An 18,414-nucleotide genomic window follows, 5' to 3' on the forward strand; every position below is an offset into this window, starting at 1 on the left:
ATCTGCGGCGGGAGAGCAGTTTTAACCCTGCTTACAGAGGAGCCTTATGAAAGCTAAACCCAAGCGTGAATCGCTGCAAGCCGCAAAATCCCTTCAGGCAGCGCAACCGCTTATACCGATCAGTTACTGGACGAGTGCCGCCATCGGCATCACGGCCTATGTATTTGAAGAATCCGAAGTGACCATACGTCAGTCCGGCTTGGTGCCCGAATGGGTGAGTTATCCGGCAGAAAGCGCGGGCAATGGAATTGCTGTACCGGCACATCATGTTTTTCCCAGTTATCTGAAGCTACTGAGGCTGGAAAGCGGACGTTTACGCCTCATAATCGATGTCCGTGCCGTGCTGAGAGAAGATATGAACTTCCAGTGCTTTCTTGGAGGCCTGATAGCAGATACCAACCTTACTTTAGTCAAGAAAGAGTCTGCATGAGTCGGGTACGACCATAAACCCATACTCATCCGCGCTAATTCAGGCAATTGAGAGAAAAAAAGGTCAGGCATTTTGCCTGACCTTTTTGATATGACGACCCGACAGATTTGAACCTGCGATCCCTGATTTATAGCCGGCAGGCGTCCCCTGCCTTTCAATTATCTATATTGACTCAACAACCACTAGCTAAAGCTAAAGCTGTAATTGTTGAGTTGTTCATTCTTTCAACGTCATCCTGATTCTCGCCTGCGCGTCCGCCTTATTAAGGGCCGAAATCTGCCGCCCGAACGCATCGCGCGTTTTTCTGTCTGCCTGGGCGCTCTTGATGCTGCGCTCGCAGCGCCATCGCTTGCCCGTCTTCGTAACGACCAATCGCATTTCGCTGCGGTCATGGGGAATGTGGCAGTGGTAGCAATAAATGGATGTAGGCATGGTTAAATATGAAGGTTATTGAAGTGTCGCGCTGAGGCTGACCCGCCGCTAGCTCAAAAAAATCAGGGATTAGGCAAATTGCCTAACCCCTTGTTATGGCTTTTAAGGTTCAAACTCAAGTACGCCTTGGTTCGCACCCAACTTGGCTCTTATATAATGATATTATATATCAATAACTTATATAATAGCAAGTATGCTATGGATTTTCGGATGATACATATATAAGCCATTGATATTTAAATATTCCCATTCCCAGTTCTGTTGCCCTTTTCCTGATCCTCCTCGTTTTATTCCTCGATTGCCACCGGCCATGCTTCGGCGAAACCAAAATTTCGTTCTTCCTGTCCAGGATCATATATTCGTTTTGGGAAAATGATCGGATATGCTGCGGGAACGTTCATCGCCTCGCTATCCGCCGGCGAGTCATTACGATACCCAATAAACCAATGCCAAAGAGCGCGAAGGTAGCAGGCTCGGGCACAGCCGTAGCGGGCAACTCCGGTAAGGGTGGAAAGAAAGATGCCTGGTTGATTAGTCCAGCGTCTCCAATCGTTACATATCCCAAGGCAACGAGGCTTGAAGAGGAAATACTTTTTAACCAGTTTATGGTCCAAGCTGAACCTTGCATGCTGAATTCATAGGTTTTCCCGTTGACGACAAAGTCTTCCACGAGGGAAAAACCATTGAATACCCCATCCTTAAACTGTATGGATGGACTGCCTGTTACATTCATATCGCCAAATTCAAATCCCAGCGGTTTGCTTCCCAATACAATGTTGAAAATATCGTAGTTCGAGGCACCGGTGATCGATGCAAGCGCAATATTAACGATACCAGTGCCGCTTGCTGGTATGAGGTTTTTATCGAACAATACGTGACCACCCACACTGCCTGCCGCACAACCGCTGCATGTGCTGGTTTGTTGGAAACCCAGGCTATTACCTAAACCGGTTACAGTTGAAACCCCGCCGGAGAAATCAGCTATCGTATAGATGGGTATCGCCCGAGCAGGCGATATGGCTATCAAAAGAATCCCGAAAACAGCAGTGACACTAACCAATTTGTTCATTTTATTCTTCCGTGGGTTATCAAATCAGCAGACAAGTGTTCATCATACAGAGCTCCTGCCGGATAACTATTGGACTAAAGTACAGATATGGGTATTCGGTCCCGAATTTTGGCTTTTTAGCCCCAACATCACTTTGAAACGACAGATAGAATTAGAAGGAGAATTGCGTTGGCCACGATCGCGGCTGCCTATGCAAAAACCAATTTCGGCGCTCTGCTCGATAAGGCGCAACGAGGAAGCCGTCATATCAAGCGAGCAGGTCTTTGCGGCTCTCGATAGAGAGCTTGTGGATTAATGCCCCACTTTGAGTTAACCGTAAAACCCGTTGAAGATTTAAGAGAGATTGGCCGCTATACGAAGCGAAACAGGCCTACGGTATTGCTCAGGCATTGTTATCGGGAAGAACTCGAGCTTGCTCAGAGAAAACTGAGCGTGTCGCCGCGCGTCGGACTTAAGCGGGACGAATAAGCGCCGGAAGTGCGCTTCTTTACCGTCGCTTCCCATATTGCTTTCTACCTTCCTCGGAAAGATGGGATTACTGTTCTACGGGTATTGCGCCCGAACATGGATTTGGCCAATGGAATAACTATTAGCCTTCAAAATCCTCAAAATCTGCCCTTATCCAGTTCCTTTTTCGCTGCGATTCTTCAAGTCCGACAGCCTGCCAGACGATCGTGCTGCCAGAAGGGCAATTCAGTAGCTCGAAGGCCGACTTGAAAGCATCAAACCCGCCGAAGCGGGTCTGATGCTACTATTTAACAAAGTGCAGGGTTATATCTTGAGTTTCATCAATCCATGCACGGCGAACCAGTGCCGGGAGCTCAACGACAGCGGCGATATCAATTAAACGTCGCGGTTCATGTTTCTGCGTCGTACCATGGCACCCATTAGCCCAAGCCCTGCAAGCAGCATGGCATAGGTTTCCGGTTCAGGAACCGGGCTAACCGTCGGCGTTTGGGTAATGGTAAAGGTGTAAGAGTTGCCAGTGCCCGGGTCGAACGGTTTCAGGTTGAAACCCGCGTTCGCTGTCTCTCCTGCCGCCAGGGTTCCGGTAAAGTTAAGGTCGCGTGGTCCACTCGCATTGAAGGGAGAAGGCTGATTCATGGAAGGCGAGTCGAGCGTGAAACCATCCAGGGTTGATGAGTTGAAGTTGGTGAAAACGACGCCGTTGCCTGGGACATTCGTGGGTTCCGCAATACTGAGGTGAAAGTCGCTAAAAGCAGTTGACGTATTGTTGGCGATCGACTCGATAATGTTATAAGAACCGCCATTGCCAACAGAGTGAGCAACGGTGAAAGTCAACGTAATCGGGTTGACGCTGTCAAATACTTTGGAAAGATCGAGGCCTCTGTCATCGGTGGAACTGGCAAGGACGGAAAAGGAGCCCAAGCCGGATCCGCTCGCAGTGATGTCAGTTATGACAGCAGAGGCGGAGGCGGTGGAAATCGATCCACCAAAGATTAGGGCGGCGATAACTGATTTTGTTCGTATGTTCATTTGCTTCTCCATAAAGAATTAAGACGATCACCATTCTGGGCGAACCCAGGGCACGTTCCTGATTCCCTCGGATCAGTTGCAATAATTCTGCTCTATAATAGAAAAATTGAAATAGCCCTTCTGGTTCAAGCATATAGCTCTATAGAGCTACGCCGAGCCTTCTGCCATCGAGTTCTTAATGGAATAAAACTATACGCAACTCTGCCAAGGACTGTTGGGCGCGGTAGCGGGGATAAAGAGTGAATAACATTGGGCTTCTGGATATTGCCGTGAAGGTTTGCTACGCGTGGGATGGCAAGGATGAAAAAAAACAGACTGACGAACTGGATATAATTATTGACCTGGATTATTGACACAGCTGTTGACGGAAGAAGAACGGTGCGGGGCAGACGCAATCAAAAAGATCTGCGCGAAGCGGCGCTGGGTAAGAGAGAGGCTATCGGGGCAGATGAACAGCTTTGGAAAGATGGGATGCTGAAGCTATGGTAAGGATCGAAGCGCGCAAAAGGATCTCGACCTGAGCTCGAATCAAGGACCTGTGAAGTTAACAATCCTTAAACTATAGTCAAAATGCTAATCCAGCGATTTCTTCGTTTACCCATAAGTTTACCCAGGGAAATACAAAAAAAATGGATTAGAGCAGTGTAGCTCTAACCCATTGATTTTATGGCGCGCCCGGCAGGATTCGAACCCACGACCCCTTGGTTCGTAGCCAGATATTCCATTCTTCTATTTATCGATATAAATCAATTGGTTATCTAACAAGAACTGTACTATAGCTTAATGAATAGTTCTCTCCTAAGTCATTGATTTGTATCAATCCACAGAAAGTCTATAGTACAGAAAAATCCCAACGATATTGCTTGAAACTTATACTCAAATGGCTGCCTCCTACTTCGCCATAAAACGGTCCTTCCCTCCTACTCTTACTCCCAAATTAATGGGCCCAAACTCCAGAAGAAAGGATACCTAACCGTTTCACGTATATGTCACAGTCCATTTGATTTATTCGCTACCGAAGAGCCCGCCACCAGCAGTATCAAAGTTTGTTATGACCAGTTCACCGCTGGCTTTACGTTCATGAGCCCCGCGCACCGCATATTGAATAGTCAGTTCCAGCATTGGCAGCCCCGCAAATACTTTCCGGATCTCCGGATGATCGTTGATGCTTACCATTGCTTTTCCCTTCATCGACCTTAGCCGATCGGCCATGTATTCGTACTGTTCAAATTCAAACGGCACGCCGTAACCCTCGGTCTGCCAATAGGGCGGGTCCAGGTAAAAAAAAGAGTGCGGCCGATCATAGCGATCGATGCATTTACCCCATGGCAAATTTTCTATCGTAGTGCTGGCCAAGCGCATATGCGCCGCCGACAAACTTTCCTCGATCCGGCAGAGGTTGATAGCTGGCGCTGTGGTCGCAGTTCCGAAGTTCTGTCCGTGGACCATTCCGCCGAAGGCATGCTGCTGCAGATAATAAAAGCGGGCTGCTCGCTGAATGTCGGTGAGCGATTCGACTCGAGTCATTTTCAGCCATTCAAAGAGCTGCCGGCTGGTTAGAGACCATTGGAACTGCCGGACGAATTCCACCAAGTGATGTTGCACCACGCGGTAGAGCGAAACCAGGTCGCCATTAATGTCATTGATGATTTCGACTGGCGCCGGCGTTGGCCGGAGGAAATAGAGCGCCGCCCCGCCACAAAATACTTCCACGTAGCATTCATGCGGGGGAAAGAGGGGAATAAGGCGATCAGCTAAGCGACGCTTGCCGCCAAGCCACGGGATAATTGGTGCTGACATATGAGCCTCTCTCGAAATGGCGAGAATGTTGTGCTAAGCTCCCTCGCGCTGCGTACGTAGCAGGAGGGCCTTGGCTTTGGCTCACAGGTATGTTCTGTGGGTTAAGGTGGCCAGGTGATGTTGACGCATCATTTGGCCGCCCTTCTTATTTCTAAAGTACCTTTGATGCTGGGTGCGAAGAAGCTCTACAATATGCCTTGCTGTTGCCTTCCTTTTGTCTAAAAGCGTCATACCACAAACAATCTGCACCAGGCCGAGAAACACAAGTGATGAAGAGCAAAAGGTCTAATTATGAAAAAACTGAATCTTCACGATATATACACATTTAGCAAGGCACTTTATCCTATGTCCACGCTAAAAGTTGACATGCCTATTCAGCCTCAGCTTTTTAACCTGTGGAGCGCGCGCGAAGCGCTGGTGGCGATGCTGAAGGAGGGATCTCCTTTACTAGGCACAGCACGCCGAGCAGCGACGAAGTTACTTGAGCACATCAATAAAGTGATGCCACAGAATTTAGAAAAATTATTTGACGAAGAAGAAAAACAAGACATCGGTTATAACGCTGAATTAATTAAAAGATCACTCAACGATCTTGAATCTGTGCTTGGAAATGATATGCCTGGGATCGCTGCTTATCTCGTTTCCCAAAAGGGTATTTATAATACTGATGACCTAATCAATAATGCAGAGAACTACTTTCCAGCTGAAGTCAGAGATGTTCTGCCCCATCAAGCCTGCATCGATCTTCGGGAGGCCGGACGATGCCTTGCTTACGAGTTAGCCACTGCATGCGTATTCCACCTCTGGCGTGCAGTTGAAGGAGTTATGCTCAGCTACTTCCATCAACTGACTAAGAAGCCTTGGGAAGCGAATAATAAAAATTGGGCAGCTTATATCAGAGCTTTGAAAGATGCAGGTGCAGATGAGAAAATTACAGTATTTTTAGATCACATTCGAACGGAATATCGAAATCCGCAAACACATCCAGAGACCAATGTTGATATCCTTGAAGCACAGCAATTGTTTGGAGCGGCCATGAGCTTAATCAACCAGATGCTGAAAGCGATAAAGAGCTTGCAAGCAGAAACCCTTTCCACTTTATTGCCTCCCCCCCGCTCAAACTTGATGATTCCGGTACATAATTAGCAGATGAGCACGTCACGGATTATCCATGCCATTATTGAGAGGCCCTTGTTTCCATCCTTCCCACTTCCTGAACTCCTAACGCCCACTCTCTGCACTCGTCCCGCTTGACGCGGGTGCGATTAGCTTTAAGCGCGTAGTCGTAAAGATCGTTTTCAGTTCGGCCTGGAAGTCGTACCCAACTAAATCGTCCGGATCCGTTATCGACTGCGGCACTATCAGCGGCGGCGGGCAGTTCGACAGCTCGACACGTTTCGGCTGGGATTCGCAGGCCGTCAGGATCGCGGCGCATAGCAGCATCAGTATCATAGATCTTCTGAGTTTCTTTTGCGGCATGGGTAGCTACCTCATCGTTAAGTTTTACATTTTGTTCAATCAGCGCCAGGTTGTCGGCGGCCGCGGCATCGAGCAGCAGTTGCTTATCGGCCAGTTCCTTGTTTTCTTTCCCCAGCCAGTCAGCTCGCTCGACCTTGCGGCCGTCTTCATGGATGGCGTGGACGCCGTACCAAACGCCGCCGACAACGGCAGCGGCCATTCCGATCAACGCCAGTACTTTCAGTATTAATCCCCATGGAATCATAGCTGTACTTACCCCCTACCTACCTGAAAATAATCGATTGTAGGGCTTCTCAATCGCCCGATTTTTGTGCAATTTTGCCGCCTTGCTCGAACGCATGCGATACCCGTTCAGCCCCATTTTTGTCGGCTCGTCCGTAGCCGCCAGATGAGAATCCGAGTTGGCTAACGATACGTTTCATTGCCCGACGTTCGCTCAATACCATAGGATATTCATCTTTTGCGAGGTACCCTTTTATCTCGTATCCGATTTCCGCTTGCGCTATGGTCGCAACCCAAACGAAAGGGCTGGTCATAGAGTTCTCGTCTACCCGGCGACGAATCAACCAGGACGGCTGCAGAATCGCCTCGACTGTGAGCAAGCCGTCAACGATTACGAAATTGTCGGGTAGGCTCATGGCGCCTTGGGTAACGGATCGCCGTCAGGCGTGAGGCACAAATCGCGAAGGTATTTACCCAGATTCACCAGCCCGTAGCAGTTGTTTTTCCGATCCCGACACGAACGGCCTTTCACTGTCTCACGCCACCCCACGAAGGATTCGCATGCTGCCTTGTAATCTTCCTCGGTCTTAGCCTGGTTCCAGATGGGCGCACGCTCCCGACAAAAGGCACCAGCCCCTTTGTTTCGTGCAGCGTGATACATTGAGCCAGCCTCGTTGATCGTTGTGGGCACGTTGATGCACTTCTGGACGGGCTTTGCATAGTCCTTGTCGAGTTGGTCATGAAGCTGAATCAGCGCCCTCACAGGATCGGTTTTGTCCCCCTTCTTTACAGCCGTACCATCTTCCTTCCATGTGCTGCCGAAACCATACGTGTACCGGTCTCCTGGAACGGGGATCATGGCCTCGTCCACGTAGTGCTCTTTGATAGCGTTGCCCATCAGCATGAGCCCCGAGATGCCGATCGCTGCGATTGATAGGCGGGCTTTTGTCGGGAGCTTACTCATCTATCACCCCCAGTCCCTGGTCGATTACCCTCACGCGAGGAATGATCGCCGTGATGGCGCCTGCAACGCCATTCATTGCGGTGACTATCGCGGCCAGTAATTCCGGCGTAGCCCCCACCAGCCCAGGCGGCACATAGCCAATCACCTGCGCCAGCGCAACCAGACCGGCGGCAAGGTAGGCCAGCTTTACGCTCCATGCCTTATCGAGTATCTGGTCGGCGTTTGGTATCAGCGTCATTATTTTTGCTCCAATCTCTCTGCCAGTTTCATTTGTTGTGTTCCGAGATGCAGTCGAGCTTGCTTTTGATCGTCTCTTTTATGTCGCCGGTATCAATGCCGACGCATGGCGAGACTGCCAGAGCTTCCGGCACTTTGGGCCTAACCGTAACCTTTGGCTCCCCTGCGGCCTCTTTAAAATGCTCGGTGCGGGGCGCATGGATCTCAATCACGGGTGAAACAGGAATGGGGGTCTCTGTTTTTTGGCCAATAGGAGGAACCCCACACGCCACCATTAAGGCCATCACAATGATCAATAATATATGCCGCATTACCGTCTCCTTCCGTGTGGCCACTGCTCGATTACCCTGTCGAGCTTTTCGTTAAACTCCTTCATCGTTTCCCGTTGCTCGAGCCGTACTGACTTAATCTCAGCGGTTAAGCGATCATTTGTGCGCTCCTGATATACCTCTCCACGCTTCAATGCGGCAATGTCGTTCTGCACGGAGCTATAGGTAGCTATGCCAGACCCCAGGAGGCCAGCTATGCCGATGAGCCCGCCAATAGATAAACTGAAATTTGACGGGCCTTTCCGGCGGGGTTTTTCTTCGTCGCACGTCACCTTCATTCACCCTAGAAAAGCTGGCCAGCGATAAAACCGATCAGCAGCAGCCCCACGCCGAAGCCGCAAGCAAGCCAGCCCGAGTACCGCTGCTTTGCCCAGGTGACCAGCCATGGATCGATGGCAGCCTCGAACTTATCGTTCTCGGTGAGCGCCGCGTCCCTGACTTGCTTTGCCTTGTCCTTTGCTTCTTGTAGTACATCCATTTTTGAGCCCCTTAAATGAAAAAGACCGCTTCCGCGGTCCCGATTGCAAAAAATGACAGATCCAGCCACCCCACCCTCGTACACTCCCACTCGTGCTGCATCAGTTCACGCACAAACGCGCCGGCCATTACGATCACAACGGCCTCTATCGGCATGAGGCATTGCCCGATTATGTAAGTCGCGATCAAACCAACTGCGAAGTGCGCTGGCTGATCGAGCCAGTCTTTGTCTTGCCAAGTCATATTCGGCAGTTAGCCATCAACTGGCTGTAATTTATGCAGCTCAGCGTGCCGGCAGTGACGCGGGCTGCGATGTCGTCCGCGAGCGCGATGTAGTCGTTGTAATACCAATCCAAGCCGTTCGCCGGCGGCGTGCCGCCAGCGGCTGGAGATGCAGCGCTGCCGGACATGCTGTGGCCGCTAATAATTTGTGTGCCGCTATATAGCTCTGCTGCATCAAGCAGCTTCTTGGCCTGAGCAAGAGTCTTTCCGCCGAGATCGGTACTGCCAAGACGCGCCGGATTGTCGATGCCGCTGTGAGTGCGCGTAATACGGTTTTTATTGCCGCGAGCGATCGTGATGCCGTATTCCCGGGCGATCGCGGTCACGCGGTCGTTATAGGCATTCTCCGGCCACACCAGCACATTCGCGGTCCGGCTAAACCCGTTAGTAAGCATCCAATCCCGGCAACCGCCGATCTTGGTGCGCACCACCGAGTCAGAGTCGCTGGCGATGTTGCCGGCTGTGCCGTGCAGAGTGTGGTTAACAACATCCCATCCCCAATCATAAATCGTGCGCAACTGTGCTAGCGTAAGCCCCCCGCCACCTACGGCGCTGGGGATCACGGAGAGACTGCCGGTCAACTCTCGTGCTCGGAAAATGTTGAAAATATCCCACTGCGAGGCATAAGCATCATCCCAGTTCAGCAAGACATTGGCCTGCCCTTGGCCACCATGGAAGATGCCTCCCAGATACAAGGAGACAGGCAGCCCCGTGGTCGGGCTGGCCTGTTCGAAGTTCCCGAAATTTAAACGAATTCCGGTCATTGCAGCGGCAAAAGACGTGCTGCCGGTCGCAGCTGGCGCTACTCCGTTGGACCAAGTGCTTCCGTCTTCCGCGACATTGACTGACAATCGATTCCACCCACTGCGCAGGTATTGCGCCGTGGTGAAAGGGGTCTCCATATACGTGACAAAACCATCCTTGGAGTACATCACATTGACGGAAGCCGTTGCCGGAGGGTCCGAGCTGATGTAGACCCATATATCAACCGTGCCGGTCAGCACGGTCGCCGGAATGGTGCGCTGAATCCTCGCAAAACTGGTCCCTACGTCGATTTTCAGCGAGTTGGAATGCCCCAGTTGCGTCAACACGTTGCTCGCGGAATTGGCCAGCGTTACCGTGCCGCTGAACAAGGTCCAGTTCGTCGTGGCAGCGCTCATGTTATCCAGCACCGTCGCCAATTTTTTCCAGTAATTGCGCTTGAACAGCGGCGGCGTTGCCGTCTCTACGGCTTGCACGGCGCGGGAAAGGTTCCCAAAGTTCGTGTCGAGCTCGGTGTTGGTCAACCGGGAGCCTTTTGGCCCGCGCAGGGTAAGTGGTATAGGGGTTGCCGCCATGGGGGACTCCGGGATTACGGGTGTACGAAAACAGGCAGGGATGTGATCAGGTCGGCAAGTGCCGGCAGCGGTTCGGTGCCGGCGAGTACGGCATCCAGGGTGGTGTTTGCAGACGTCTGCACTTGCGCTGCCCAGATGACAAATGCTTCCGATACTGCGCGATAAGGGTTATCGATGCCGGCGAAACTTTTAGCCTCGCTGATTGAATTGAAATGTTCTGGCGCGGCCTGGGCAACTGCGCTCATATGCTGCCGCACCGCAAGGCGATAGCTCGCCACTTGGGATTCCAGTTTTTCCGCTTCGGTCGGGACCGGCTTGTCTTTTAGGATCCAACCATCCACCCCATCGAAAAAGATGGATTGGTTACTCCCGGCCGCGGGCGGGGGTGTATCGACGTGATGGATCGGCGTGATGAAAGTACCCGGCTCGAGCGGGCTTTCCTGCGCGTCATAGGCCATCGTTGGCGCAAGCGTTACCGGATCATAAAGATAAACTGTTTTTTTCATCGCTGCCTCTTATTGGTATTTAACGCACAGCAGCACGCGCGTGCCGGCTGCAAGGTTTGCTGCCCCGCCAGTCGATGTGGTCGGCTTGGTCATATTGGTAGATCCGACAGGGCCGGTCGGAGAGTTTCCCCCGGTACCCGCTGAGTCTGCTTGCGTGTTGTGGGAATGAGACTTCACCTCGCCGGTTGTCGTTGAGCCAACATTCGAGCTGGCTTGCACCATGGCGTAGTCGGCAGCAAGCCATGGCATCCCGAATGTCGTTGTGCCATCGCCCGCCCCCCAGGTTGTGCCGATGGCTGCAAAGAGCGCGGAGTAGGTTGTACGGTTGAGGTTGGTCGGGGTTGTCGGGACAGTGAGGTAGTTTGTGGGGGCGGTCGAACCAAAGTGGACCAATCCGGACCCTACAGGCGCGGGAAGAGGTGGCGCCACCGCAACTACAGAATTACCGCTTGCTTTAACGATAAATACTCTTACTGTCGTGCCGTCGAAAGTGTATAGAGCGGCATCCCCGGCGCTTATTAGCGCGTTGAGTCCGCCGCTATTGAGCTTATGATTTGTCGCGTGATAGTTGAGCGTGGGCGTACCGTCGAAGATTACCCACACGTCCTTACCGGCGGTCATTGTCGCGGCCGAGATCGGGTTATTGCCTGTCACGTGAGCGAGATTGCCTGTCGCAGCCGACAAGTCTATGGTCGACGCCGATGCAATGTTTCCACCTATCGCATGCTTAAGTGACTTGACGTCAAAATCCTGCGTGAGCGACCCGCCGGATGTGCCCGGCGCTGAGAGCGATAGCGTCCACGAGTCTATGGTGCCGGAACCTTGCACTGCATTCATCACGATGGAAAGCGCGCCGGTATAAAAATCGTACGCGGTGACATCGCCCTGCATCCATGTCGTAGGGCTCGCAGTCGAGGCGGCGCGCACTGTCATGCCGGGTAAGTAGCTTTTGCTCGCCTCGACGGTAAAAGTCTTTGCCCCGACCCCGATGGTTTGCACCGTAATGCTGGTCGCGTTGGTCGCGTTGTTGCTCATCGCCACGGCCACCGCATCGCATTGCAGGGCGAATTTGTTCATCGCGGCAATCCAAGCGTCCGATTTCTCGATAAAAACAGACTTGGAATCGCTGCGCTGTGGCGGCGGGGGAAGCGCGTCTATCGCCATAATGTCAGCCCCAACATAATCATCTTCGGCATAATCTTCCTCAAAATAGCTGTTCGTCATCAGGTCAGCCCCTCGATCTCGACTTCGAGCACTGATTCTGTCGGGTAAGCAATCTGCACCGTGAAATCCTTGTAGAACCCGTAAACCGCCGTGGATTTATATTCGTCCGTGCCGATATAAAGGGTCGGCGTCGCGCGCAGGGCAGCGAGCAGGGATTGCAAAGTGTCCACGCGGCCAGCGTCAACGATGACGGGAAACGATGCGCGCTTGCGAAACGCCCGCTCGACGATGGAGTAGTTGCCCCACTCGTCTTGCTGTTTCACCGAGAAATCTTGTATGCCCACGGTGGCGCCGTATTCGGTCCCGCCCACATTGGTGGATGGCCCGATTAGCAGCGCGCCGCACTTTACTTCCTCGCCTGGCGCGGACAGCGTCACAGTAATAGTCGATGAAGCGTATAGCGGCAAATCGAGTACCATTAAGTCTTGCAGGCGTACAATCGGCTCGAAAAAGTACGAATACAAGTTGTCGATGCCTGAGTCCGAAACCAGACTGAATGTCCGGTCGTAAACCTCGCCTTCGATGGCGTCGGTCATCACTACCCGCGCCGAAGTCGCGGAAACATTCAGCAACGCAAGGGCGGAACAGCGGCCAGCCGCGCGAATCGACACCGAGATGCTGTCTTGCTGGACGGTTTGCGAGGTAACGGACCGGTCGAACATCAGCCACGGATTTGTCACGCTTACATAAGCCCATTTCGCCGGCGAAGTAGCTGGCGTATTGCCCAGGTTGCCATCCACCAGGGACTCATAGACCTGGTGCAGATCGGGTCCGACTACCTGCGCCCTTGCCCCTAGAGCAAAACTGTAACCGGCGTCGTAGGGCGGATAGAGCGTCTCCGATACGTTCGTCGACAGCAGCGCAGCGTCGTTGATGATAATCGGCTGAACTATCTTCATGCGGTGCGCTGCTCCGGCATAGTCCGCGTTTCCGGCATGCCGCCGCCTTCCCACCTGTCGAGGATCTTCGCGGTGCTGGATGTGTTGCGCGCAATGGCGAGATGCGCAGCCTTCAGTTCGCCGCGCAGTTGCCGTATTTCGGCGGCCATCGCGGAAATGCCTTCGTTCGGCTCGCTTAAGCGCCGCATCAGCTCGCGGTTATCCGCTGCCGGGATGATGCGCTCGCCCGCGTGTGCGTTTATCGTCATGTCACCAGGCAATGAGTTGGTGCCGACAGCGAAACTGGGGAATACCTGCGCGGGCGCCTGGAATACCGGCCCGGCGGGTTGTGCGGCAGTTACCCCGGCATTGGCCGCTAGGCGGATGTATTTTGTGTAATCAAAAAGCGTCGCGAATGAATCGGTAGTGAGCAGTTGAATGGAATCGGCAATGCGCTTTGCCTCAATCGCGGCTTCGATTGCCGCCTGCCCTATCGCGTCGGTCACCGTGGCAAATGCAGGCGCAAGGCGGATCAGTGCCGCGAACATCTCCTGCCCAGCGTCCGTACTCAAATCCTGCGCTTCGACCAGTGCGCGGAATTGCTCACGGGTCGCAGGGATCGTGGTAATGCCTAGCCGCGCCAGCTCAGCATTCATGAGCCGCCCGGTAGACGCAACCCGTTCCGCGTCGGTGTAGAAGTTGTCGAAGACCGGCTGAAGCGTTGCGCTCGCACCCTGCAACCCACCGAGTAGCTGTACAAGGCTGTCCCGCAAACCGAGAGACGCCAGCCCAGTCTTGCCGAACGATTGGCCGGTCAGGTCAATCGCAGCCTCCATAAGCGCGAACTCGGCTTGCGCGCGCGCCGCTGTATCGATCAACGACTCGCCTTTAAGCTGAAGCGCGGTTAGCTCTGGGATCAGCTTCTGGCCAATGCTGTTGGCAAGATCAACCGTCAGCTGCGCCTGCTGTTCCTCAGTCTCTATTGCGCGGCGAACGGCGAACGACCAGCCTGTCAGTGACCTATCGGCGTCACCGGTATATTTGATGAGATTTTTAAATGTTTCGGTAATGCCGGTTATCGTATCGTCAAGCGTGGCGACCTGTTCATCCGATATGGCAAAATCTGTCGTGCCGCGTTTTTTGCCACCGAAGAGACCGACCTTGCGCGTCCAGTCCGCCTGAAAATTGCCAGCGAAGCCGTCTTCGGTAAAATTGCCGTTCAGCAGTTGCGGACCGTACTTCTTGGGGCCTTTACCGAATAACCCCGCCAATACCCCGATGATCGGGAATATCGTGGTGAGGAAGCTATCGCCCTTGATTCCGAAAATCTTCTTGCCTGCTCCGAAAGAACTTGCCAATGAGCCCACTGCTAAGTGAAGGGCTGCTACAGCCGCAATCGGACCGGCAGCAGCCATCATGCCGCTCATGGCGCCCATGCCGGCAGCCGCGCCGCCAGCTCCCCCTATTCCGCTAAAAGCTGTACTGGCAGCGCCGCCAGCCGCACCAGCCCCGCCCCCGCCCATCCCGAAGATACTACCAAGCCCGGAGAGCATCCCGCCGATGCCGCCGACACCACCTGTTCCGGCTGATGCGGCACCAGATGCCATCGATCCGCTTATGGACGCACCAATATTGATGATCCACTTGCGCACCGTGAGCTGATAAAGCATGTCGATGATCGAGGCCTTTATAGCCTGCCCAATGGCCTTGAATGAGCTGACACCGTGGCCGAGCAGTTGGGTAAAAGCCATCTTGCCGGTCTGCTCGACCGATCCCCACATGCGCGCCCACTCTTCCCCCGTGGATTTGGCCAGGGCTTGCAGTTTTGCCGCGGCGATTGCACGCTCACCGATGGCGTTGGCTTCCTCGATCAGCGCGGCCTTGTCATCGGCATTGCTTACCTGGTCGGTAATGGCGAGGATCTGTTTCTTCAGCTCCAGCTCGGCCTTGCGTTGGGCGATGGCCGTTTCACGCTCGACCCCGCTCTTGCTCATCAGTTCGATCTCGAACTGCGCGGCAGCGTTCGCGTCATCGGTGGCGCGGGCGTAATCGGTAATGCTATTTGTCGCAGACCAGAAGTCATCTTCACGCTCTTGCAGCGTGGCGAATCCTTCCTTTGCGTCTTCCTGGAATTGCGTCAGGGTCGCCCAGGCCTGCGCTTGCGCCATTAACTCTACGCGCAAGGCTTGCGATGGGGTGATGGCGGCTTGCTTGGCAGCCGCGAGCATCTTGGTCTGGATAGTGCTGGCGCCAACGCCTAGCGTTTCTATCTTCAGCGTTTCAATGTATTTTCTGGAAGCGTCGTTTAGCGCATCGACCTTCTTCGCGGCTTCGTTCGTCCCTTCGGTACCGGTCTGATAACTGAGTTGCTTTTTAACCTCGACCGCCGACTCAGCAATTTCCTTGTTGCCGCTCGTGATTTTCGCCACGTAGTTCTGGTGCTCAGCCAGGCGCTTGCCCATCTCGTTCTCGAGATTCTTCTCAAGCTGGCTGATCGCCGTGAAGTCGCCCTTAACAAAAGCCATCATCTGGCTGGCGCGCGTGCCGAGCAGGTCGCCCAGGTTGCCGAACATCATCTGTGCGGCAGAGGCTTTCCCGAGCAGCCATTCGATCATGGAGCCCACGCGTCGACCGGCATCGCTGAAGAAATCCATGCCCTCGCCCGCGTCTCCGGTCGATTCTGTGACTCGCAGCAGGGAAGGCAATAAGCCGGTCGTGAAGCTCATGAATGCATCATCAACGCGAGTACGCATCGCGCCGATCTGGTTTGAAAACAGGTCAGCCTGGGCGGCGGCTGCGGCTGAAACACCTGTGAAGCGGTCAACGTTATCCGCCATGTCGTTCAATACCGGCAGCAACTCCGCGCCGGATTTGCCGAACAGGTCTGTGACCAGCGCAGACTTGGCTGCGCCGTCCTGGAAGCCTTGCAGGTTCTTGGCGATTTCGATCATCACCTGAGACGGGTCGCGCAGATTGCCGGCCGCATCGCGCGATTCCACGCCCAGCGCTTTTAATGCCCTTGCCGTATGGTTTGTCTCGCCGTCGAACGTCGCCATGCCTTTGGCGAGCTTGGAAATTGACGAGTCTATCTGCCCGAGATCATGGCCGAACTCATCCGCCACCTGCTGAATCTTCGACAGGTTTTCGATAGATGAGCCGGTTTTCTGGGCCATGTCATCCAGTTTGCCCAACACATCAATGGAGTTGGATAGCCCATCAATAACGGTGCGTACACTTAGGTATGCAGCCGTGGCCTTCAAGGCCTCTTTGACCATACCTCCAAAGAATTCATCGACGGAGCCGGCCGCGGTGTCGAAACCGGCCTGGATATTCTTGGCAAACTTGAGCGACTCCTGAGAATTCTTGTCGAGCCCTTTCGTGTACTCGGCATATTCCAGCGCAAGTTTTACAACCAGGGAGCCCAATGCAGCCATATCACTTCTCTTTTTTGTTTAGTGCCGGGAGTGCGGCCAATTCCATGATTCGGACATCCGCGAACAGCGCCTTTCGGTCCTGCCGCGAGATCTCGTTCAGCCGCATGGCCGATTCAACCGCTGTGTAATTCAGGCCGATGTATCCACCCATGCCGCCGATATTCCACTGCGTTTCCAGGGCGAAAAAAAAGAGAACTGAATTCCAGTTCTCCTCATATACCCAGCAAACTTCTTCTTCCGGGTTTGCCTTGCGCTGCGCTTCCTCGATCACTTCCGGAGGCGCGCCCATGGCCACCATTCCGGCGATTACATCATCGTCGATCCTTGCTGCTACAGGTCCGCGGTCACTCGCCCAATGGCGAGCAACCGCTTCTAGTTTTTTTCGCGTGCCTTGAAGAGTGATTCCCAGAATGCCGCGCCCAGGGCGAGCAGTGCAGGCGGGATATTGAGAAGCGCTCGACGACGCTCTTCGCTGAACTCCACCGGCTGATTGTCCTCATCGATGAGCTGAGACCAGCCGAGAAGCACCTTTTCCAGTACTTCCCTCTGCGGCAGTTTTTTTAACTCCTCAATCTCGTCCATTCCTGCCCGGTGGAACTCGGCCATGAACTCAGAGCGGTCAAAGCCGCCGGTGTTGTTCGGGGTTTCAACCTTTACGCGAGCGGTAAAAGTGGGTTTCTGCGTGATTTTGAATGCCATGATTGCCTTATTTAACTGTGATAACTATTTCGTCATTGCCGGTATTCGGCTGAAAATCCAGCCCGAGATTGATCATGGCAACACCGTCGGAATCCGCGTATTGCGGGGATATGAGTTGAACCTTGGGCGCGTCGATCTGGATGATTGCGCCTGCCACAGACCCGTGCACAACCGAGAAGGCGTTTAGCGTGCCCAGCCTCACGGCCTCATGCCATGCGTAACTGGCAACCGGCACCATCTCTATCGAGGTCTGGCCGCTCGGCTTGCGATTCGTCATGATCACGGACTCGCTGCCGATCAGATTGCGGTAGACAATCTGGTTGCCCATGTCGATCGACAGGCTTTGCATGGCAGCCGATATGCCGTGCAAGGTCATGCTCGGTGTGTTTACCTTGTTTACCGCGAGGGGCGCATTGAAACCGCTATAGACCGCCCCGGTGGGTACCGGGGTATCGGTGGCAGGCGTGTAAAGCCCAGTAAACTTGAATTTCATAACCGGGATGGCGCGCGCGTTCAATTCGATGGTGACATTGCCCCGGCAACCCGTCATTTTGTGCAGCACACCGTCAAGGTAGTAATACAGCGTTACTGTCTTTGGATTGTTGGTGATCGGCGCATACTTCACATCGGTCGATGCCGTCAGGGTCTCGGAAAAGCTGCACGCCTGAAGCACTGGCCCCCACGCTGGGGCGGTACCGGCTGCGCCAGATGATGCCAACTCGATCTCGAGCTCGCACTCGGAATGTTGCGACACGGCAACCTGCCCGCCGGTGCCAAAGTACGGGCGGATGTTCGTGCGCTCGGCAAACTCGGCCACCACCGGCTGCGGCGTGATTGCGCGCGCCAGCATGGCGTTGAGCGGTGCGGTCGGAACAGCGTCGTTGCCGGGCGTGGTTTCCAGCTTCGCCAGCAGCAGCACATTGCGCATCAGTTTAGACATTGCTTATTTCCTCTTCAGAAGTGATTGGAGTGCGTTTACCGGTAGCCGGGTCGAATAGGTACGATCCGCCCTGCCCTGCGTATTCGTCGGTCCTGATCGCGTCGAGCGCGGTTATTTCAGGCGCAGCGGCGGATACAGGCTCTTTCGAGTCTGATTTCTTTTTTGCCATGGGGGGATT

Annotated in this window: 22 protein-coding genes; 2 read left to right on the top strand and 20 right to left on the bottom strand. The window is 53.7% G+C overall.

Annotation, left to right across the window (positions count from 1 at the left end; translation table 11 throughout):
• The first annotated feature begins 46 nt into the window (after positions 1-46).
• A complete protein-coding gene (locus BUA28_RS00275) occupies positions 47-430 on the top strand; it encodes a hypothetical protein (protein WP_072766162.1) in 384 nt (127 codons plus the stop codon).
• A 216-nt stretch (positions 431-646) separates the two neighbouring features.
• On the opposite strand, the gene BUA28_RS15395 is transcribed toward BUA28_RS00275, so the two are convergent.
• From BUA28_RS15395 to BUA28_RS00300, 4 genes are all read right to left on the bottom strand, one after another.
• The gene (locus tag BUA28_RS15395; RefSeq protein WP_025041609.1) at positions 647-862 is read right to left on the bottom strand and encodes a hypothetical protein; all 216 of its coding nucleotides are present in this window, start codon (positions 860-862) and stop codon (positions 647-649) included.
• Positions 863-1,259: 397 nt separating this feature from the next.
• Positions 1,260-1,931 (bottom strand): PEP-CTERM sorting domain-containing protein, encoded by a 672-nt coding sequence (locus BUA28_RS00285; protein WP_072766163.1) that lies wholly within the window; start codon positions 1,929-1,931, stop codon positions 1,260-1,262.
• An 843-nt stretch (positions 1,932-2,774) separates the two neighbouring features.
• The gene (locus BUA28_RS00295; protein ID WP_072766165.1) at positions 2,775-3,428 is read right to left on the bottom strand and encodes an FxDxF family PEP-CTERM protein; all 654 of its coding nucleotides are present in this window, start codon (positions 3,426-3,428) and stop codon (positions 2,775-2,777) included.
• Between the two features lie 1,005 nt (positions 3,429-4,433).
• Positions 4,434-5,228, bottom strand: a complete 795-nt coding sequence (locus tag BUA28_RS00300; RefSeq protein ID WP_072766166.1) for a DNA adenine methylase — start codon at positions 5,226-5,228, stop codon at positions 4,434-4,436.
• A gap of 291 nt (positions 5,229-5,519) precedes the next feature.
• Here BUA28_RS00300 and BUA28_RS00305 point away from each other — a divergent pair, with 291 nt between their 5' ends.
• Positions 5,520-6,374, top strand: a complete 855-nt coding sequence (locus BUA28_RS00305) for a hypothetical protein (protein ID WP_072766167.1) — start codon at positions 5,520-5,522, stop codon at positions 6,372-6,374.
• Between the two features lie 31 nt (positions 6,375-6,405).
• Here the strand turns inward: BUA28_RS00305 and BUA28_RS00310 are convergent, their stop codons facing one another.
• The 16 genes from BUA28_RS00310 to BUA28_RS15710 all read right to left on the bottom strand — a co-directional run bounded on the left by BUA28_RS00310 (position 6,406) and on the right by BUA28_RS15710 (position 18,405).
• Positions 6,406-6,951, bottom strand: coding sequence for a hypothetical protein (locus tag BUA28_RS00310; protein WP_072766168.1), 546 nt, complete (start codon positions 6,949-6,951; stop codon positions 6,406-6,408).
• 49 nt (positions 6,952-7,000) lie between these two features.
• On the bottom strand, positions 7,001-7,345 hold the full coding sequence (locus BUA28_RS00315) for a hypothetical protein (protein ID WP_072766169.1): 345 nt from the start codon (positions 7,343-7,345) through the stop codon (positions 7,001-7,003).
• Positions 7,342-7,893, bottom strand: coding sequence for a glycoside hydrolase family protein (locus BUA28_RS00320; RefSeq protein WP_072766170.1), 552 nt, complete (start codon positions 7,891-7,893; stop codon positions 7,342-7,344). The genes BUA28_RS00315 and BUA28_RS00320 overlap by 4 nt, the downstream gene beginning before the upstream one ends.
• Entirely contained in the window at positions 7,886-8,131 is a 246-nt protein-coding gene (locus BUA28_RS00325; RefSeq protein ID WP_072766171.1) for a DUF7940 domain-containing protein, read from the bottom strand. The genes BUA28_RS00320 and BUA28_RS00325 overlap by 8 nt, the downstream gene beginning before the upstream one ends.
• A gap of 28 nt (positions 8,132-8,159) precedes the next feature.
• Entirely contained in the window at positions 8,160-8,441 is a 282-nt protein-coding gene (locus BUA28_RS00330; RefSeq protein ID WP_072766172.1) for a hypothetical protein, read from the bottom strand.
• A 301-nt stretch (positions 8,442-8,742) separates the two neighbouring features.
• A complete protein-coding gene (locus tag BUA28_RS00340) occupies positions 8,743-8,937 on the bottom strand; it encodes a hypothetical protein (protein WP_072766174.1) in 195 nt (64 codons plus the stop codon).
• A gap of 11 nt (positions 8,938-8,948) precedes the next feature.
• Positions 8,949-9,179 (bottom strand): hypothetical protein, encoded by a 231-nt coding sequence (locus BUA28_RS00345; RefSeq protein ID WP_072766175.1) that lies wholly within the window; start codon positions 9,177-9,179, stop codon positions 8,949-8,951.
• Positions 9,176-10,555, bottom strand: coding sequence for a polysaccharide deacetylase family protein (locus BUA28_RS00350; RefSeq protein ID WP_072766176.1), 1,380 nt, complete (start codon positions 10,553-10,555; stop codon positions 9,176-9,178). Before BUA28_RS00350 ends, BUA28_RS00345 begins: the two co-directional genes overlap by 4 nt.
• A 14-nt stretch (positions 10,556-10,569) precedes the next feature.
• The gene (locus BUA28_RS00355) at positions 10,570-11,061 is read right to left on the bottom strand and encodes a hypothetical protein (protein ID WP_072766177.1); all 492 of its coding nucleotides are present in this window, start codon (positions 11,059-11,061) and stop codon (positions 10,570-10,572) included.
• A 9-nt stretch (positions 11,062-11,070) separates the two neighbouring features.
• Positions 11,071-12,285 (bottom strand): tail fiber protein, encoded by a 1,215-nt coding sequence (locus tag BUA28_RS15305; RefSeq protein ID WP_072766178.1) that lies wholly within the window; start codon positions 12,283-12,285, stop codon positions 11,071-11,073.
• Positions 12,285-13,184 carry a hypothetical protein gene (locus tag BUA28_RS00365; protein ID WP_072766179.1) on the bottom strand — a complete coding sequence of 300 codons (900 nt, stop codon included), beginning with the start codon at positions 13,182-13,184 and terminating at the stop codon, positions 12,285-12,287. Before BUA28_RS00365 ends, BUA28_RS15305 begins: the two co-directional genes overlap by 1 nt.
• Positions 13,181-16,597 carry a phage tail tape measure protein gene (locus tag BUA28_RS00370; protein ID WP_072766180.1) on the bottom strand — a complete coding sequence of 1,139 codons (3,417 nt, stop codon included), beginning with the start codon at positions 16,595-16,597 and terminating at the stop codon, positions 13,181-13,183. Before BUA28_RS00370 ends, BUA28_RS00365 begins: the two co-directional genes overlap by 4 nt.
• A gap of 1 nt (position 16,598) precedes the next feature.
• The gene (locus BUA28_RS00375; RefSeq protein WP_178297817.1) at positions 16,599-16,886 is read right to left on the bottom strand and encodes a DUF1799 domain-containing protein; all 288 of its coding nucleotides are present in this window, start codon (positions 16,884-16,886) and stop codon (positions 16,599-16,601) included.
• Positions 16,887-16,969: 83 nt separating this feature from the next.
• A complete protein-coding gene (locus BUA28_RS00380; protein ID WP_072766181.1) occupies positions 16,970-17,296 on the bottom strand; it encodes a hypothetical protein in 327 nt (108 codons plus the stop codon).
• Positions 17,297-17,303: 7 nt separating this feature from the next.
• Positions 17,304-18,236 (bottom strand): phage tail tube protein, encoded by a 933-nt coding sequence (locus BUA28_RS00385; RefSeq protein WP_072766182.1) that lies wholly within the window; start codon positions 18,234-18,236, stop codon positions 17,304-17,306.
• Positions 18,229-18,405 carry a hypothetical protein gene (locus BUA28_RS15710; protein WP_178297819.1) on the bottom strand — a complete coding sequence of 59 codons (177 nt, stop codon included), beginning with the start codon at positions 18,403-18,405 and terminating at the stop codon, positions 18,229-18,231. Before BUA28_RS15710 ends, BUA28_RS00385 begins: the two co-directional genes overlap by 8 nt.
• Between the last annotated feature and the right edge of the window lie 9 nt (positions 18,406-18,414).

The sequence above is a fragment of the Nitrosospira sp. Nsp11 genome (assembly GCF_900142705.1).
Lineage (GTDB): Bacteria > Pseudomonadota > Gammaproteobacteria > Burkholderiales > Nitrosomonadaceae > Nitrosospira.